The sequence below is a fragment of the Nitrospiria bacterium genome (genome assembly GCA_035498035.1).
Classification (GTDB): domain Bacteria; phylum Nitrospirota; class Nitrospiria; order JACQBZ01; family JACQBZ01; genus JACQBZ01.
Map to the genome: position 1 here is coordinate 1 of DATKAN010000031.1, position 14,008 is coordinate 14,008.

A 14,008-nucleotide genomic window follows, 5' to 3' on the forward strand; every position below is an offset into this window, starting at 1 on the left:
CCGTAAGTCGCAAATGGAGGATCTTCACGCCGTCGCGCGTACGACCGCAAAACCACCCTCCCCGCGTCCCGGGCGCACCGGGTTGATCTCGGTCATCTCCTCGAGCCGACCGAACAGGGTTTGGGTCCAGCCTGTCTCGCACGGTCGAAGATCTGCCGCAGGATGAGCTCGGAGCCTGCGTTGATGTGGATCAGCCGCTCCGGCACGCCGAGCTGCTCCGCGATCAGGCGGCGAAGCGGAGCCGAATAGGCTTCGGTGTAGTAATTACTCCGGGCGAGCTCGGCCTGCGCCGCGGCGATGGCCTCCTCGATCGGCGGGAGCGGATTTTCGCATAATAGGAGCTTGATCCCCTGAAAAGCCCCGCCTCCTTTTTCGCTCAATGATTTAATAACGGACCCTCCTTCTCTTCTGAAGTTATCCGATCGGTGCACCCCGGACGATCTGTCCCAGGGCAACCGCCAAAAAGACAACGGCTCCCACAAGAATAATCGTCGCTCCGGAGGGAAGATCCAGCCAATACGAGAGCATGAGCCCAAGCACAATGAACACCTCGCCCGCGATCACGCTCACGCCGATCAAACTCCGGAAGGAAGGGGCGAGCATCTTGGCGATCGTCGGAGGGATGATCAAAAGCGCGCTGACCAGGATGATGCCGAGCAGCTTCACACCGAGCACCACCGTGAGGCTGAGCAGCACGTAGAAAAAGAAATCCAGCGATTCGGTACGGACCCCGTACAGCCATGCACTTTCCTTCTCCAGTGCCAGAAGAGTCAACGGCCGGGACAAGAGAATCAAAACCAAAACAATAAAAATGGAGAAGCCCAGGATAACGCCCAAATCGGCCGGGCTGATGGAAAGGATGCTTCCGAACAGAAAACTCAAAAGCTCGGGCTGATACCCTTGCCGCCGGCTGATCAGAACAATCCCCAGGGCCAGACCGCCCGTGAAGAGCACCCCGATCAGCGCGTCGGAAGAGATGTTGGTCTTGCGCTCCAAAAAATAAACCCCGGATCCGAACAATGCTCCAATGCCCAGCGCGGCCAGGAACGGACTGACGCCCGCGACGATCCCGATGGCCACACCGGCCAACGTCGCGTGGGCGATGCCGTCCCCGAAGAATGACATCTTTCGAAGCGTCACAAAAACCCCGAGGAAAGGCAGGATCAATCCAAGGGCGATGCCGGCCATCAGCGCCCGTTGCATAAAAGGGAGTTGAAGGATCGTCATGAGTTCCACGGTCATTTGTCCTTGTGATGGTACATCGCGGCTTCTTTCCCGTACAACGCTCGGAGGGTCTCCGCGTTCAGCGCCACCTCCGGTCTTCCCTGGCAAAGCAGCCTCCGATTCAGGCACAGCACCAGATCCGAATAGCGGGCCACCACGTCCAGTTCATGAGACACCATCACGACGGTGCTTTGGTGTTCCCGATGCAGGTGCAGGACCAGCTCATAGAAGGTGCGCTCCCCGCCGATATCCATCCCGGCCGCGGGCTCATCCAGGAAGAGGACTTTCGGATCGCCGAGCATCGCGCGCTCCACGAGCACCCGCTGAAGTTGTCCGCCGGAGAGCGAGCCCAGTTTCCGGTTCAGCATCCCCTCCATGTCCAGGTGACCCAGATACCGTACGATTTTCTCCCTGGAGCTTTCGGGATGGGAAAGCTGGAGAAATTCCAGAACCGTCACCGGAAAGCTCTTGTCAAAAGAAAACCGCTGCGGCACGTAGGCCATGTCTTTTCGCGCCTGCCGGGGCTCCTTTCCCAAAATACGAACCTCCCCCCGTTGTGGAGAGAGAAAGCCCAGAAGCACTTTGAGCAGCGTCGTCTTTCCCGATCCGTTCGGCCCGATAATGGCCGCGATGCTTCCCTGGGGTATATCGAAAGAAACATCTTCAAGAGTCGCAGCATCGGAATTAAATGAATACCATATGCCTCTGGCCTGAACCGCGTCGGTGTCGCCCATCGAATCGCTTAGACTTCGGCCTCTATTCGTTTAGCGCTTTTTGGATGGAGTCCGCATTGAACTCCATCAGGTCCAGATACGTTTTCCGACCCTCCACCCCCCCGAGCGGATCCAGCTCCGCCACGCTCAAGGCGTTGTCTTCGGCGAAGCTTTTCAAGACCGCGGTGGAAAGCTGCGGCTCGATAAAAATGATCCGTATCCGCTTCATCTTCACTTCCCGTTGGAGCTCCGCCAGGTATCGGGGCGTCGGCTCCTCCCCGGCCGCAGGTTCAAGCGTTCCGACGATCTCAAGCCCGAAATCCTCGGCGAAGTAATACCAGGCGTCGTGGAAGGTCAGAATGGGCCGACCCCGCGCCGGCGCCAACGCCTCTTTCAGCCGCCGCTCTTCGGCCGCCAGCTTGTCTTTGTACGCCTGCGCATTCGCCCCATACGCATCCGCGTGAGCGGGATCCTCTTCGATCAATTCCTTTGCGATATTATCTACGATCTGCCGTGCATTTCCAAGATGAAGCCAGTAATGCGGATCGGTCGGCCCAGGTTCGTGTTCGCGCTTGATCTCGGCTCCATTTTCTTCCGTCCCTCCGGATTTCCGCAGGTCGATGCCGTGATCCACGACGATTAGCCGCGCCTCCGGGGCGACATGAATAACTTGGGCGGCCCAATCATCGAGACCGTGACCGATCGCAAAGACCGTCTTTACATTCTGCAGCTCCTTGAGCTGCCTCGGAGAAAATTCAAACAAATGAGGCGAAGCGCCCGGGGGCAGAATGAGCTTCACCTCCGCATTCTCCCCCGCCACATTACGGGTCAAATCGAAGAGGGGATAGATCGTGGCGGCCACGACGGTTTTTCCCGTTTCCTTCCGGGAAGGAGTCCCTCCGCCTCTTAAATAAACCAACCCAATTATGAGTGCGGCCGCGACCGCCAAGGCTCCTAGAATCAAGAGGCGGGGTTTCATCGATCGGAACTCATATCGAAATTAGACAATTATCCCGGATTCTTCGCGAACGACCGGTCGGGTGGTAAACAGATAACCCTTGAGTTCCTTGGTATACGCCCGGAATTTTTTGACTTATTATCTTTTATCGCACCACCCCCGGGCGGACCCGACCGGATGAATTTCCCAGGTTTGAAGTTTGAAGGACCCCGGGCGATCCCTTGCCCATCACGCCGGCCTACTTTGGGGATTGTAGTGTCTCCAATTCCTCCAGGTGCTCCTGCTCGTCTCGAATGATTTCGCGGATCGTATGGTGCAGGATGACATTTGCGGGCTCGATTCCCTCGAGAATTTCCGTGTAGCCGGAAATCGCCCCGTGTTCCTCGGCCATGTTGATCTTCAGAATCTCGGACAGCGTAACGGCCGGCTTGAGGTCCCCGGTCGCGACCTGCATGGATGGAGTTCCGCCGAGGGCCGTGATACGGTCGCGAAGTTTCTCGGCATGATCCCGCTCGTCTCCGGCAATCTCCTTCAAGCGGGCCGCAACCGACTCCGCGTACGGCCCGGTGACGACCGCGGCGTGCGTTGCATAGCGGATGGCGCAGGCATGCTCTTGTTCGAGCATCCGGTTGAGCCCTTCTATAATTTTCTTGCTATCCATTGGAATGCCTCCTTCATGTCGGGTTGATCGCGAATGATGCGCATGCCCGAATATAAGGAACGGGAATGGCGCACCGCATCCCCTCTCCGAAGCAACGATTCTAATCCAGCAAGAACGTGACGTTGGCGTTGATCCGATATTTGACGATCTTGTTGTTGTCGACCTTGGCTTCGAAGTTTTTAATATAAATTGATTTGATTCCATGCAGGGTCTTGGCCGCGCGGGCCACGGCCTGCTGGGCCGCGTCCTCCCAGCTTTTGTCTGACTCGGAAAGAACCTCGATCACTTTCAGTAGATTTTCGGCCATGATGGTTGCCTCCTTCTTCTTTCTTTGGTTGCGTTGATATGTGGATCGAGTTTGGTCACTTGAACACCGGCTTCGGCGTGGCGAGGGTGGACGCGGGAAGGACCGGCAGGATCAGGGCCTCCTCCGGGATCTTCCCCTCCAGGGAATGAAGAAAAGCGACGATCGAATCGACCTCGTCATCCGTCAGTTTCGCTCCGAGCTGAATCCGTCCCATGATGCGGACGGCTTCGCTCAGGTCCCAGATCGAGCCGTCGTGAAAATAGGGGGCGGTTCGGGTGACATTCCTCCACATGGGGACTTTGAAAAAATATTTGTCGGCCTCGTTCTTTGTCACGTTATACCGCCCCTGATCATCGCTGTATTCATACCGGTCCCGGATACCGAATTTCTGAAACATCCCCCCGCCGGCCCCAACCCCGTTGTGACAGATGATGCATCCTTTTTTCATGACCAGTCCCAGCCCTTGTTTCTCGCCGGCGGTCAGGGCATCCGCTTTTCCCTTGAGAAAGTCGTCGAACCTCGAGGGCGTCAACAAGGTCCTTTCGAAGGCCGCGATCGCCCGGGCGATGTTGTCATAGGTGATCGGATCCTTATCGTCCGGAAAGGCTCTTTTAAATTTCTCGACGTATTCCGGGATGGTTCGGATCCGGGACAGGACCATTTCCCGGTCCGGCATGGCCATCTCGACCGGGTTTAAGATCGGTCCCTTCGCCTGCTCCTCAAGAGACGGGGCGCGGCCGTCCCAGAACTGGGCGAACTCGAGGCCCGCGTTGAGGACGGTGGGAGAGTTCCGGGGACCGAATTGAGCGAGATGGCCCATCGAGGTCGGAAGATTGTCCACTCCGCCGGTGGCCATATTGTGGCAGGAATTACAACTGATCGTATCGCTTTTTGACAAACGCGGTTCGAAAAAGAGCATCTTCCCCAGTGCGACTTTTTCGGGTGTCGTCGGATTATCCGCGGGGGCGGGCATCGCGCTCGGGAGAGGCTTGAAATACTGATTGGCTTGTTTAACCAGATCGGCGTCTTGAGAATAGGCCTCGGGAGCGCCTAAGATTAAACCCAGCCATACCAGTCCCCACGCCGTAACTTTTTTCCGTCGCATTCGATCTCTCCTTCCGTCTCATCTTGGATTTATTTAGGCACCGATTCCAAGCGGGTTCGGTCTGTAGCGTTCAACCCGGATCACGAAACCTTCTAAATCGTCTCCTTGACCATTTCGATCGCGCCGCAGGGGCACTCCTGGACGCAGATGCCGCAGCCTTTGCAGTAATCGTAATTGAACACGTACCGCTTACCTGGGCCGAGTTTGATCACGGCGTTGTCGGGGCAGACACCGTAGCAGGTGTCGCATTCAAAACAATTGCCACACGATAGACACCGCCGTGCCTCAAGCAGTGCCGTGTTCGGATCAAGGCCGCCCGTCACCTCCTCAAAGGTCGAACGTCTCCGGATGGCTTCCAGAACCGGCTGTTTGGACCTTTCGGCGTCGGTGAAATACCACGTGTTCAGCTTGTCAAACGTCGCGACCGGGTGCGGCTCCGGTTTCACGTAACGGGTTCCGCGAAGATAGGCATCGATGTGGCGCGCGGCTTTTTTTCCATGGCCGGTGGCCGTGGTCACGGTGCGTTCGGAAGGGACCATATCGCCCCCCGCGAATATTCCGGACCGTCCGGTCATCATCGTCTCGTCTACCTGAATGATTCCATCCTCGGCGATCCTCAACCCCGGGACGTTTTGAAGGAAGGCCGTGTCCACGTTCTGGCCCAACGCGAGAATCACGGTATCCGCGTCGATTTCTTCAAACCGTCCGGTCGGCATCGGGCGCCCCGACTGGTCCAGTTCCATCACCTCGACCGTAAATTTTGATTCCTCCGCCCGCGTGATCGTCCGAAGCCAGTGAATCACGACCCCTTCTTCAAGCGCCTCCCTCATTTCGAAATCATGGGCCGGCATGTGCTTCCGGTCCCGCCGATAAACGATTACGGCCTCCTCCGCGCCCAACCGCTTCGCGGTCCGTGCGGCGTCGATCGCGGTGTTTCCACCACCGTACACCATCACCCGCCTTCCTAACATGGGAGGGGCCTTGCCTTCCATGCTTTTCAGAAAACTGGCGGCATCCAGAATTTTCCCCGCGTCGCGCCCCGGGATTTCGGTCCGTTTGGCGAGATGCGCCCCGATCGCGAGGAAGGCTGCGTCATATCCACCCTCACGCATGGCGGCCTCAAGGTCCCCCACTTTTTGATTCAGTCGGATCGTGACCCCCATGGCTTCGATCCGTGCGATCTCGGCATCGAGAATGTCGCGCGGCAGGCGATATTTCGGGATCCCGAACCGCATCATTCCGCCCGCCTTGGATCCGGCATCGCAGATCGTCACGGCGTGGCCGAGGCGGGCCAGATGATAAGCGGCCGACAGACCGCTCGGACCCGCGCCGACGATCAGAACCTTTTTGCCGGTCGCCGGTCTGCACTCGACGCGCCATCCCTCCTGGATCGCCCGATCGCCCAGGAATCGTTCGACAGCATGTATACCGACCGCCTCATCCAATTGGGCCCGATTGCAGGCATCCTCGCAGGGGTGATAGCAGACCCGTCCATGAAGCGCCGGAAAAGGATTATCCCGCATCAGGACATCCCACGCTTCTTTGTATTTCCCCTCCTCGGCCGGATACAGCCAGCCCTGGATGTTTTCTCCGGCCGGACAAGCGTGATTGCACGGCGGGAGGCGATCGACATAGACCGGACGCATCGTCCGCCACGAACCCGTATGGTTCGGCAGGCTGCTATTTGGGTCGAGCGTGATGGCGAACGGCTTACGTTCCACTTGAATCCCCCCGGGAAGTCCCTTTGTCCACCAAACCGTATTCGGCGATATGAGCGTCGGCGATAGATTGGATGGCCGCAAGGGCCGCTCGATCGGGCCGTTCGCCGAAAAGATGTTTGAATCGGCCTTGAAGCTCGAGATATCTCTCCACCGGAACCTTTCGGCGAATCATCGTCCGCCCAGTGATTTTTCCGCCTTCGGCCTCAAACAACGGGAACAGACCGGATTCGACCGCAAGACGGGCAACCCGGATCGTCAGCGCGGGATCGTGGGCCCAGCCCAGCGGACAGGGAACATGAATATGAATGTACCGTGAACCGGAGATTCCCATCGCCTTCGTCACCTTGGCCTCCAGATCCCGGAGGTCCGCGACGGAGGCGGTCGCCACGTACGCCAGCCCGTGGGCCATGGCGATGCGCGGGACGTCCTTTCCGGTTCCGGAAAGATTTCCCGGGTGTTCTCCGACGGCCGGCGTGGTCATGGTCCGCGCGGACGGCGGGGTCGATCCCGAGCGCTGGACGCCCGTGTTCATGTAGGCCTCGTTGTCGTAGCAGATGTAAAGGACGTCATCGTTGCGTTCGAACATTCCGGAAAGACATCCAAACCCGATATCGACCGTCCCCCCGTCCCCGCCTTGCGCGATCACCTTTACGTCCGTTCGACCTTTGGCCCGGAGCGCGGCCGCGACGCCGGCGGCCACGGCCGGGGCATTTCCAAAAAGCGAATGCAGCCAGGGAATCCGCCACGAACTTTCCGGATAAGGGGTCGAGAACACCTCCAGACACCCCGTGGCGTTGACGGCGATCAGTCTGTTTTGCGCCGCGCGCATGGCGGCATCGACGGCATACCGCGCGCCCAAGGCCTCGCCGCATCCCTGACAGGCCCGGTGGCCGGAATTGAGGGAGTTCGTCCGCTCCATCCTGGACTGAACGGTCCGGTCCTCCTCGCCGAGGAGGCGGTTCCCCACTGTAAAGGTCCCGGTTTGGTAGAACTTGATGCGCTGTCGATCGTCCATTCTTTCTCCCTATGGAAAAAAGGCCCTTTATGTTATTTTGGAGCTGACCGCATTGACGGCGCGCAAGACGTGTTCCGCCATCGGGCCCGAGCGACGCTGGCGACGCTGCCGTTCAAGCTCCTGATGGATCACGGTCCAGTTCAGATCCAAAAAGTGCGGTTCGTCCAGCTTTCCGGCACGCGCCTCCCCGATCATCCGGAGGAGGGACGCCTTTGTAATGGACCGGCCGCCCAATCCCGCGATCACCGTCTGAACGATCGTCGGAAGCCCGCGCAAAGCCATCTTGACGTCGCCGGAAACGATCCCTCCTTTTCCCAGTGCCAGATCTTTTTCCACCACGATCGCGCGTTTCGCGGGATGGAGGACGGCGCGTACCTGTGCGGTCGGAAACGGCCGGTACAGGCCGATTTTAAGACTGCCGACTTTGATCCCCCCCTCCCGCAATTCGTCGACCGCCTCCCGGATCGTCCCGTTGACCGAACCGAGGGCCACAACAATCGTATCGGCATCCTCCGTCCGGTAGGCCTCGGTCAATCCGACGGGGGCCCGCCCGAACCGCTCCCGGAACTCGCCCCCCAGCTCCGGGATCCGTTCCAGCGCCCGAAGTTGTTTATGATGGGCAAGATACCTCACTTCGGAGAAGGCCTCCGGGCCGACCATCGCGCCGATGGTCACCGGATCGGCCGGATCCAGAACTTGGACGGGGTCATAGGGGGGAAGGAAGGCATCGACCTGGTCCTGCGCGGGAATCTCGACCGGCTCGTAGGCATGGGTCAGGATGAATCCGTCCATGCAGACCATCACCGGGCCGCTCAACTCCTCGGCCAGACGAAAGGCCTGGATATGCAGGTCCACCGCCTCCTGGTTGGTCTCGGCGAAGATCTGAATCCACCCGGCATCCCGCATCGACATGCTGTCGGAATGATCGTTCCAGATATTGATCGGGGCTCCGATCGCCCGGTTGCCGATGGTCATCACGATCGGAAGACCCAGCCCGGCTGCGTTGTAGATCGCCTCGGCCATGAACAGGAGCCCCTGGCTGCTCGTCGCGGTGTAGCTGCGGGCGCCCGCGGCCGAGGCCCCGATGAGAATGCTCAACGCCCCGAACTCGGACTCGGCGTTGATGAACTGACAGTTTCCGATCTCTCCCTTTCGGACGCGGCTCGAGAGATTCTCCACGATGTGGGTTTGCGGCGTGATCGGGTAGCAGGATATCACTTCCGGCCGGCAGCGCGCCACGGCGGCGGCCACCGCCTGCGAGCCCTCAATAGGTTCCGGCATGACGCGTCTCCTTGGACACCCAGGCCCGACCGGATGCAACGGCCTGATAGGTCGCCTCGGCCGCCGCAGCGTTGGCCTCCCCGACCTTTCCCGGAAATTTTTTTCGTATGGCTTCCGTCACCGCGGACGAACCGAGAATCCCGGTTAAGGCCGCCAAACCGCCGATCAAGGCGGCGTTGGGAAGCGATCGTCCGGTGTTCTCAAGGGCGATCTCGGAAGCCGGGACCGTTCGAAGGCGGGCGTTGGGAAAACGAGAAATCAACTCGGCGATTCCGAGATCTTCAAGGCTCCGGGAGGAGTTGATCAGGATATACCCCGACGGACGGACACCGGAAAAAAGATCCACCTGATGAAGCAGGGTGGGGTCCTGGATGATCAGGGCGTCGGGATCCATCACCGGCTCGCGAAGCCGGATGAATTTGTCGTCGATGCGACAGAACGACATCACCGGCGCGCCCATTCGCTCGGACCCGAAGCTTGGAAAGGCCTGTGCATATTTGCCGTCAATAAAGGCCGCGACGGCCAGGATCTCGGCGGCCGTCACGACGCCCTGTCCGCCTCGGCCATGGATGCGGATCTGGAACATCGCGGTATTCCTTTCGTCGCATGAATCAAGATGGATTAAGGTCGACCCAGTACCGACCCCGGTTTGGCGGCGGCCGATCTTTCCCGGATCGGGGTCTTAGCCTTGGAAACGCTTTCCGTTTTCGATTGGGACTTCGGGGCCTTGGTCTCCGCCATCGTTTGCGCCATGATCAACCGTTCAGCCTCCAGCCAATCCTGGACGTCCAAACCGTGGACCGAACCCCGTTTTTCGTACAGGTCGTAGGCCTTCTGGGCAATCCGTTCACGGAGTTCCGGGTTCAAAGCAACCGCCTCAGAAAAGGCGGATTTGGATGAAACGCTCATCGGATTTTCTTTCTTATTCATCGTCGATCCCTCCCATGATTTCCTTGGTCGTTTAATGCGATGAGGCTTCCGTTAGTTACGCTCTCATATTATCCCCGCGCCCTTCCCGTTTTCAAGCCATTTGAATCTCCGCGAACGCCGACGGATATTTCATTTGTCTAAGGATGCTCTTAATCCGCTGTTCGGAGCCCCAGTCGCTCCAGTACACACCCCGGACCGGAAGGACCTGCAGATGGGATGAATACCGGACCGAAATAGCTTCGAGCAGATCTTTGGAGAAATTCACGGGTTTTATATGACGGTAGATATCCTCCACGACCTCGGTCTCGGCGGGCGTCCCGACCGATTTCCAGATCCGATGAAAGGAACGGCTGAGAACCGGAGCCACTTTCCGGGCCAGTGCCAGTAAAGTCTTGGCCTTGAACGCTATCACCATCGTGTTCCATAATCCCCCCCGGTAGAAAAGTTCATTTGCGGCAGGGGGGTCCGGCTTTTCAATAAACTGCGAAACCGGGCGGAGGCCGTATTGGGTGAACCCGTCCGTTCCTTCCACCGGCAATATATAGCCGTATTCCGATTCCGGGGCATCGGGTTTGACTCCAAGCAAAACCAGGCGTGACGGGTCTCTCTCAACGATATGACAGGCCAGGTCCACATGATTCATAAAGTGGGCTTCCTCCAGAACAAAATGATCCGACGGGAAGAGCACCACGACCGCATCGGGATAAAATTTATAAAGACGCATCAGCGGAAGCATTATCCCCGGCCCCGTCTCCTTGTTTTCAGGTTGAAGGATCAAATTGCCCTCCGGAAGGCCGGAAAGCTGTCGGCACACCTCCGGATGTTCCAGATGATGTCGTGCCACCACCGTGAAGAGACGCTCGGGATGGATCAGGGTTTCGACACGATGAAAGGTATGCTCCAGCATCGATCGCGTTCCGATAAAATTGACGTACTGTTTCGGAAGATCCTTTCCCCGCAGACGCCGGATAAACGGCTGAAGCCGTTTACCTTCCCCTCCGGCCAATACGATTCCGCAACGGACTTGCGAGTATGACGAGCGGCTCATGTTTTCCCTCCTTGTGCGGCATGACGGCTTGGATGTTCGCCAACAGGGTTGAGATCCAAGGTGATGCAGCATCGTCGATTTTTAACGTTTACCACCGCCACTCCGGACGGGAGCGCCGATTTTCCCGTTTCCTCATTTTTTACATCGCCTCCTTTAGAATTATTTGACCCGGTTGCTCAGTCCCGGGCTTCCAGTTTTACAATCCCAAGGGCTTTCAAGACTGCCTTTTCATAATACGGTTCGCTCACCCCGCGCTTCATCTTGTGAAGAAAATATTTCTCCAGGGCGATCTTGGCCAGGTGGACCCACTTCCCCTTTTTGGCCCACGTCACGTTTCGGGGCGCCATTTGCGGCAGCGCCACAAAGGCGATGCCGGTGTCGCCCATATCGGCCAGACAGATCGCGTTCAATGTGGCGGTTTCCCGCTTCGGGTTGTTTTCGATGTCGGCCTTGATGTTGTGGACCGCGGCCGAGACCATCGACTCGATCATGTAACCCGTCTTGGGCGCTCCGGTCGGAACCGGAGTCGGCTCCACCGGAGGGATGGCGACGCAAACCCCTACGGCGTAAATATTCCGATACCGGGGATTGGCCTGGTAGGCGTCGATATTCACAAAGCCTTTGGGATTGCAGAGGCCGGCGGTCTCCGCAACGGCGCTCACCCCGAGAAACGGGGGGATGAACATCGCATATTGAAATACGATTTCCTGGCCGTCCTCCAATACCAGCTTACCCGGCTGGACCTCCTTGATCGAGGCGTTCGTAACGGTCTTGATGGAGTGCTCGGCGAATTCATCCTCCATCAATCGTCGGGACTTTCCTACGCCGGCCAATCCCATATGCCCGGCATAGGGTTCCGGCGTGACGAAATAGATCGGGACTTTCCGTCGAAGCCGCCGCTTTCGAAGGTCGGCATCCAGGATAAAGGCCATCTCATACGCCGGGCCGAAACAGGAAGCCCCCTGCGCCGCGCCGACCACCACCGGACCGGGATTCTTCAAAAAGGCCTGATAGGCTCCCCAGGCTTGCTCCGCGTGCTCCACCGTGCAGACCGACTGAGTATACCCGCTCGGGCCCAATCCCGAGACGGCCGCGAAATTCAGTTTCGGCCCCGTCGCAATGATCAAAAAGTCATAAGGAACCTCCCCTTGAGCGGTGAGGATGCGATTCCGCTCCGGGTCGATCCGCTCGGCCGCCGAGTGAATGAACGCGATCCCCCTCTTTTTAAGGACCGGGGCCAACGGAAAGGAGATATCCCCCCGTGAGCGTCTGCCGACCGCGACCCAGGGATTCGACGGGACGAAATGGAAAAAATCCACATTCGAAACCACGGTGACGTTGTGTTTCCCACCCAGGAGCTTCCGGCATTCGTAGGCCGCCGGCAATCCGCCGATGGACGACCCGATGACCACGACGCGTGCCATCATTTCTCTCCATGTAATGAGGCCGCCCCAGGACGCGGACCGGTTCTTATTTTTTCTGCAAATCACCCTTTAGGTAGATGATCAGCGCATCCGCCTCATCCGCCGAGGCCAGGCCGCCCGGCATCGGGGTTACAATCTTCGGGTATTTCTTTTCCTCCTGTGTCCGGCCGGAAGTGATCACGTGTTTGATCTCGGCCGCCGTTCCCTCGATGACAAAGGGATCGCCCTTCAAGGCCGGACCCACCTGGGTGCCCTCCCCTTTAGACCCGTGGCAGGCGATACACTTGTCAGCAAACACCTTGGCCCCCTCAAGCCCGAGTGAAATTTCCGGGGTCAGGAGGGTTGCGGAAAAAACAACGCCGACAAGGACGAGTTCAACGCGGATCCGCAAAGAAAATTTCCCCCCCATGGGACTCCTCCGGTTTGTGGTGAAAACAACGTGCGCTGGCGACAATTCGACCCTCCGAGCGCCCCGGATCAAGTCTTACGATCGGTTTTGGCGATGAACGGGGTGATCAGTTGTTCCACTTTTTTTGAACCGCAACCGGGACAGATCACGTTTTTTTGATCGTGTTCACGAAGCGACAGCGCGGCCGTGAAAATCTTTCCGCAAGACGTGCATTCGTACTCGTAGAGCGGCATGGGCTTTCTCCTTATCGCCGTCGGGTGAGCGGATAGCCCCTGTCCCTCAGGCCGATCGGTTTACGTTGCCGGCCTTGGAGCGGCTCTGCCTGAGGAGCGTGACGACCTCCTCATCCGAAACTTGGGGAAATTCGAGAAAAAACTGTCCGACCGCATAAAATATCTCCGGAACCTTCAGACAGACGACCTCATCCGCCAGGCCCCGTATCATTTCCAATGCTTCACGGGATGCCACCGCCGTCGCGGCAATCAGTTTGCGCGGATTTTGGACACGCACCGCCCGGAGGGCGGACACCATCGTAGCACCTGTGGCGATGCCGTCGTCCACCACAATCACGACGCGCCCCATGGGATCGATGGGAGGGTGCACGGGCGTGTATTGCGCACGGCGGCTTTTCAGGATTTTCATCTGCGCTTTTTTTTCACGGGCGATGTATTCGTCACCGGCCCCCAGGCCGGCGGCATGGTCCCCCACATAAACCTGGCCCCTTTCATCCACCGAACCGATCGCCAGTTCCGGTTGACCCGGTGCCCCGAGCTTGTGAACCAACACAACATCCATCTCCCCCTCCAGGGCTTCGGCAAGGATATGCGCCATGGGAACGGCGCCGCGGGGAATGGCTAAGATCAGTGGATTCTGATCGCGGTATGTGATCAACCTTTCGGCCAGCAAGCGTGCGGCCTCATCTCGATTCCTGAACACCATGATTAGCCCGCTATTTAAAATATCGCTTTTGGGGTTCCATGCGCGAAGCAACCAACGATAATTAGAATTTGCAATGACCATGCCACTTAAATCTCTATAAGCGGCTCGATAACAGGAAGCGGCCCCAAGCGGCGCCAAACCTCTCAAATTCACAAAGCGAAATCATCCATGATTAATAATCATCACGAAAACCTGACGGATAGATTTGACTCCTTCCAAACGGATGTTGTCAAAATAGATGGACATTTTGAATCGATCGGGCCAACAGACCTT

The 14,008-nt window shown here is 58.2% G+C and carries 17 protein-coding genes; all 17 read right to left on the reverse strand.

Annotated features, from left to right (window positions below; all coding sequences use genetic code 11):
• Positions 1-92: 92 nt before the first annotated feature.
• The 17 genes from VMN77_06625 to VMN77_06705 all read right to left on the reverse strand — a co-directional run bounded on the left by VMN77_06625 (position 93) and on the right by VMN77_06705 (position 13,702).
• Positions 93-380, reverse strand: a complete 288-nt coding sequence (locus VMN77_06625) for a hypothetical protein (GenBank protein HTN43455.1) — start codon at positions 378-380, stop codon at positions 93-95.
• 34 nt (positions 381-414) lie between these two features.
• Complete coding sequence (locus VMN77_06630; protein ID HTN43456.1) at positions 415-1,242, reverse strand: metal ABC transporter permease; 828 nt, start codon at positions 1,240-1,242, stop codon at positions 415-417.
• A complete protein-coding gene (locus tag VMN77_06635) occupies positions 1,239-1,958 on the reverse strand; it encodes a metal ABC transporter ATP-binding protein (protein ID HTN43457.1) in 720 nt (239 codons plus the stop codon). Before VMN77_06635 ends, VMN77_06630 begins: the two co-directional genes overlap by 4 nt.
• Before the next feature lie 22 nt (positions 1,959-1,980).
• The gene (locus VMN77_06640; protein ID HTN43458.1) at positions 1,981-2,916 is read right to left on the reverse strand and encodes a metal ABC transporter substrate-binding protein; all 936 of its coding nucleotides are present in this window, start codon (positions 2,914-2,916) and stop codon (positions 1,981-1,983) included.
• 217 nt (positions 2,917-3,133) lie between these two features.
• On the reverse strand, positions 3,134-3,556 hold the full coding sequence (locus tag VMN77_06645) for a ferritin-like domain-containing protein (protein ID HTN43459.1): 423 nt from the start codon (positions 3,554-3,556) through the stop codon (positions 3,134-3,136).
• 100 nt (positions 3,557-3,656) lie between these two features.
• Positions 3,657-3,863 (reverse strand): dodecin family protein, encoded by a 207-nt coding sequence (locus tag VMN77_06650; GenBank protein HTN43460.1) that lies wholly within the window; start codon positions 3,861-3,863, stop codon positions 3,657-3,659.
• A 55-nt stretch (positions 3,864-3,918) separates the two neighbouring features.
• A complete protein-coding gene (locus VMN77_06655) occupies positions 3,919-4,968 on the reverse strand; it encodes a cytochrome-c peroxidase (GenBank protein HTN43461.1) in 1,050 nt (349 codons plus the stop codon).
• A 92-nt stretch (positions 4,969-5,060) separates the two neighbouring features.
• The gene (locus tag VMN77_06660) at positions 5,061-6,689 is read right to left on the reverse strand and encodes an NAD(P)-binding protein (protein HTN43462.1); all 1,629 of its coding nucleotides are present in this window, start codon (positions 6,687-6,689) and stop codon (positions 5,061-5,063) included.
• A complete protein-coding gene (locus tag VMN77_06665; protein ID HTN43463.1) occupies positions 6,679-7,704 on the reverse strand; it encodes a thiamine pyrophosphate-dependent enzyme in 1,026 nt (341 codons plus the stop codon). Before VMN77_06665 ends, VMN77_06660 begins: the two co-directional genes overlap by 11 nt.
• Before the next feature lie 27 nt (positions 7,705-7,731).
• Positions 7,732-8,985 (reverse strand): pyruvate ferredoxin oxidoreductase, encoded by a 1,254-nt coding sequence (porA, locus tag VMN77_06670; protein HTN43464.1) that lies wholly within the window; start codon positions 8,983-8,985, stop codon positions 7,732-7,734.
• Entirely contained in the window at positions 8,969-9,571 is a 603-nt protein-coding gene (locus tag VMN77_06675; GenBank protein ID HTN43465.1) for a 2-oxoacid:acceptor oxidoreductase family protein, read from the reverse strand. The genes porA and VMN77_06675 overlap by 17 nt, the downstream gene beginning before the upstream one ends.
• A gap of 35 nt (positions 9,572-9,606) precedes the next feature.
• Positions 9,607-9,915, reverse strand: a complete 309-nt coding sequence (locus VMN77_06680; GenBank protein HTN43466.1) for a DUF2934 domain-containing protein — start codon at positions 9,913-9,915, stop codon at positions 9,607-9,609.
• Positions 9,916-10,006: 91 nt separating this feature from the next.
• Positions 10,007-10,963 carry a sugar phosphate nucleotidyltransferase gene (locus VMN77_06685; GenBank protein HTN43467.1) on the reverse strand — a complete coding sequence of 319 codons (957 nt, stop codon included), beginning with the start codon at positions 10,961-10,963 and terminating at the stop codon, positions 10,007-10,009.
• Between the two features lie 176 nt (positions 10,964-11,139).
• The gene (locus VMN77_06690; GenBank protein HTN43468.1) at positions 11,140-12,387 is read right to left on the reverse strand and encodes an FAD-dependent oxidoreductase; all 1,248 of its coding nucleotides are present in this window, start codon (positions 12,385-12,387) and stop codon (positions 11,140-11,142) included.
• 46 nt (positions 12,388-12,433) lie between these two features.
• Complete coding sequence (locus tag VMN77_06695) at positions 12,434-12,796, reverse strand: cytochrome c (protein HTN43469.1); 363 nt, start codon at positions 12,794-12,796, stop codon at positions 12,434-12,436.
• A 68-nt stretch (positions 12,797-12,864) separates the two neighbouring features.
• Positions 12,865-13,029 carry a zinc ribbon domain-containing protein gene (locus VMN77_06700; protein HTN43470.1) on the reverse strand — a complete coding sequence of 55 codons (165 nt, stop codon included), beginning with the start codon at positions 13,027-13,029 and terminating at the stop codon, positions 12,865-12,867.
• Between the two features lie 46 nt (positions 13,030-13,075).
• The gene (locus VMN77_06705) at positions 13,076-13,702 is read right to left on the reverse strand and encodes a phosphoribosyltransferase family protein (protein HTN43471.1); all 627 of its coding nucleotides are present in this window, start codon (positions 13,700-13,702) and stop codon (positions 13,076-13,078) included.
• Positions 13,703-14,008 lie beyond the last annotated feature (306 nt).

What these genes read in the sequence shown, in the direction of transcription:
- VMN77_06630 (HTN43456.1), bottom strand. Translation starts at nt 1,242, where the DNA reads ATGACCGTGGAACTCATGACGATCCTTCAACTCCCTTTTATGCAACGG.
- VMN77_06635 (HTN43457.1), bottom strand. Translation starts at nt 1,958, where the DNA reads ATGGGCGACACCGACGCGGTTCAGGCCAGAGGCATATGGTATTCATTT.
- VMN77_06640 (HTN43458.1), bottom strand. Translation starts at nt 2,916, where the DNA reads ATGAAACCCCGCCTCTTGATTCTAGGAGCCTTGGCGGTCGCGGCCGCA.
- VMN77_06645 (HTN43459.1), bottom strand. Translation starts at nt 3,556, where the DNA reads ATGGATAGCAAGAAAATTATAGAAGGGCTCAACCGGATGCTCGAACAA.
- VMN77_06650 (HTN43460.1), bottom strand. Translation starts at nt 3,863, where the DNA reads ATGGCCGAAAATCTACTGAAAGTGATCGAGGTTCTTTCCGAGTCAGAC.
- VMN77_06655 (HTN43461.1), bottom strand. Translation starts at nt 4,968, where the DNA reads ATGCGACGGAAAAAAGTTACGGCGTGGGGACTGGTATGGCTGGGTTTA.
- VMN77_06665 (HTN43463.1), bottom strand. Translation starts at nt 7,704, where the DNA reads ATGGACGATCGACAGCGCATCAAGTTCTACCAAACCGGGACCTTTACA.
- porA (HTN43464.1), bottom strand. Translation starts at nt 8,985, where the DNA reads ATGCCGGAACCTATTGAGGGCTCGCAGGCGGTGGCCGCCGCCGTGGCG.
- VMN77_06675 (HTN43465.1), bottom strand. Translation starts at nt 9,571, where the DNA reads ATGTTCCAGATCCGCATCCATGGCCGAGGCGGACAGGGCGTCGTGACG.
- VMN77_06680 (HTN43466.1), bottom strand. Translation starts at nt 9,915, where the DNA reads ATGAATAAGAAAGAAAATCCGATGAGCGTTTCATCCAAATCCGCCTTT.
- VMN77_06685 (HTN43467.1), bottom strand. Translation starts at nt 10,963, where the DNA reads ATGAGCCGCTCGTCATACTCGCAAGTCCGTTGCGGAATCGTATTGGCC.
- VMN77_06690 (HTN43468.1), bottom strand. Translation starts at nt 12,387, where the DNA reads ATGGCACGCGTCGTGGTCATCGGGTCGTCCATCGGCGGATTGCCGGCG.
- VMN77_06695 (HTN43469.1), bottom strand. Translation starts at nt 12,796, where the DNA reads ATGGGGGGGAAATTTTCTTTGCGGATCCGCGTTGAACTCGTCCTTGTC.
- VMN77_06700 (HTN43470.1), bottom strand. Translation starts at nt 13,029, where the DNA reads ATGCCGCTCTACGAGTACGAATGCACGTCTTGCGGAAAGATTTTCACG.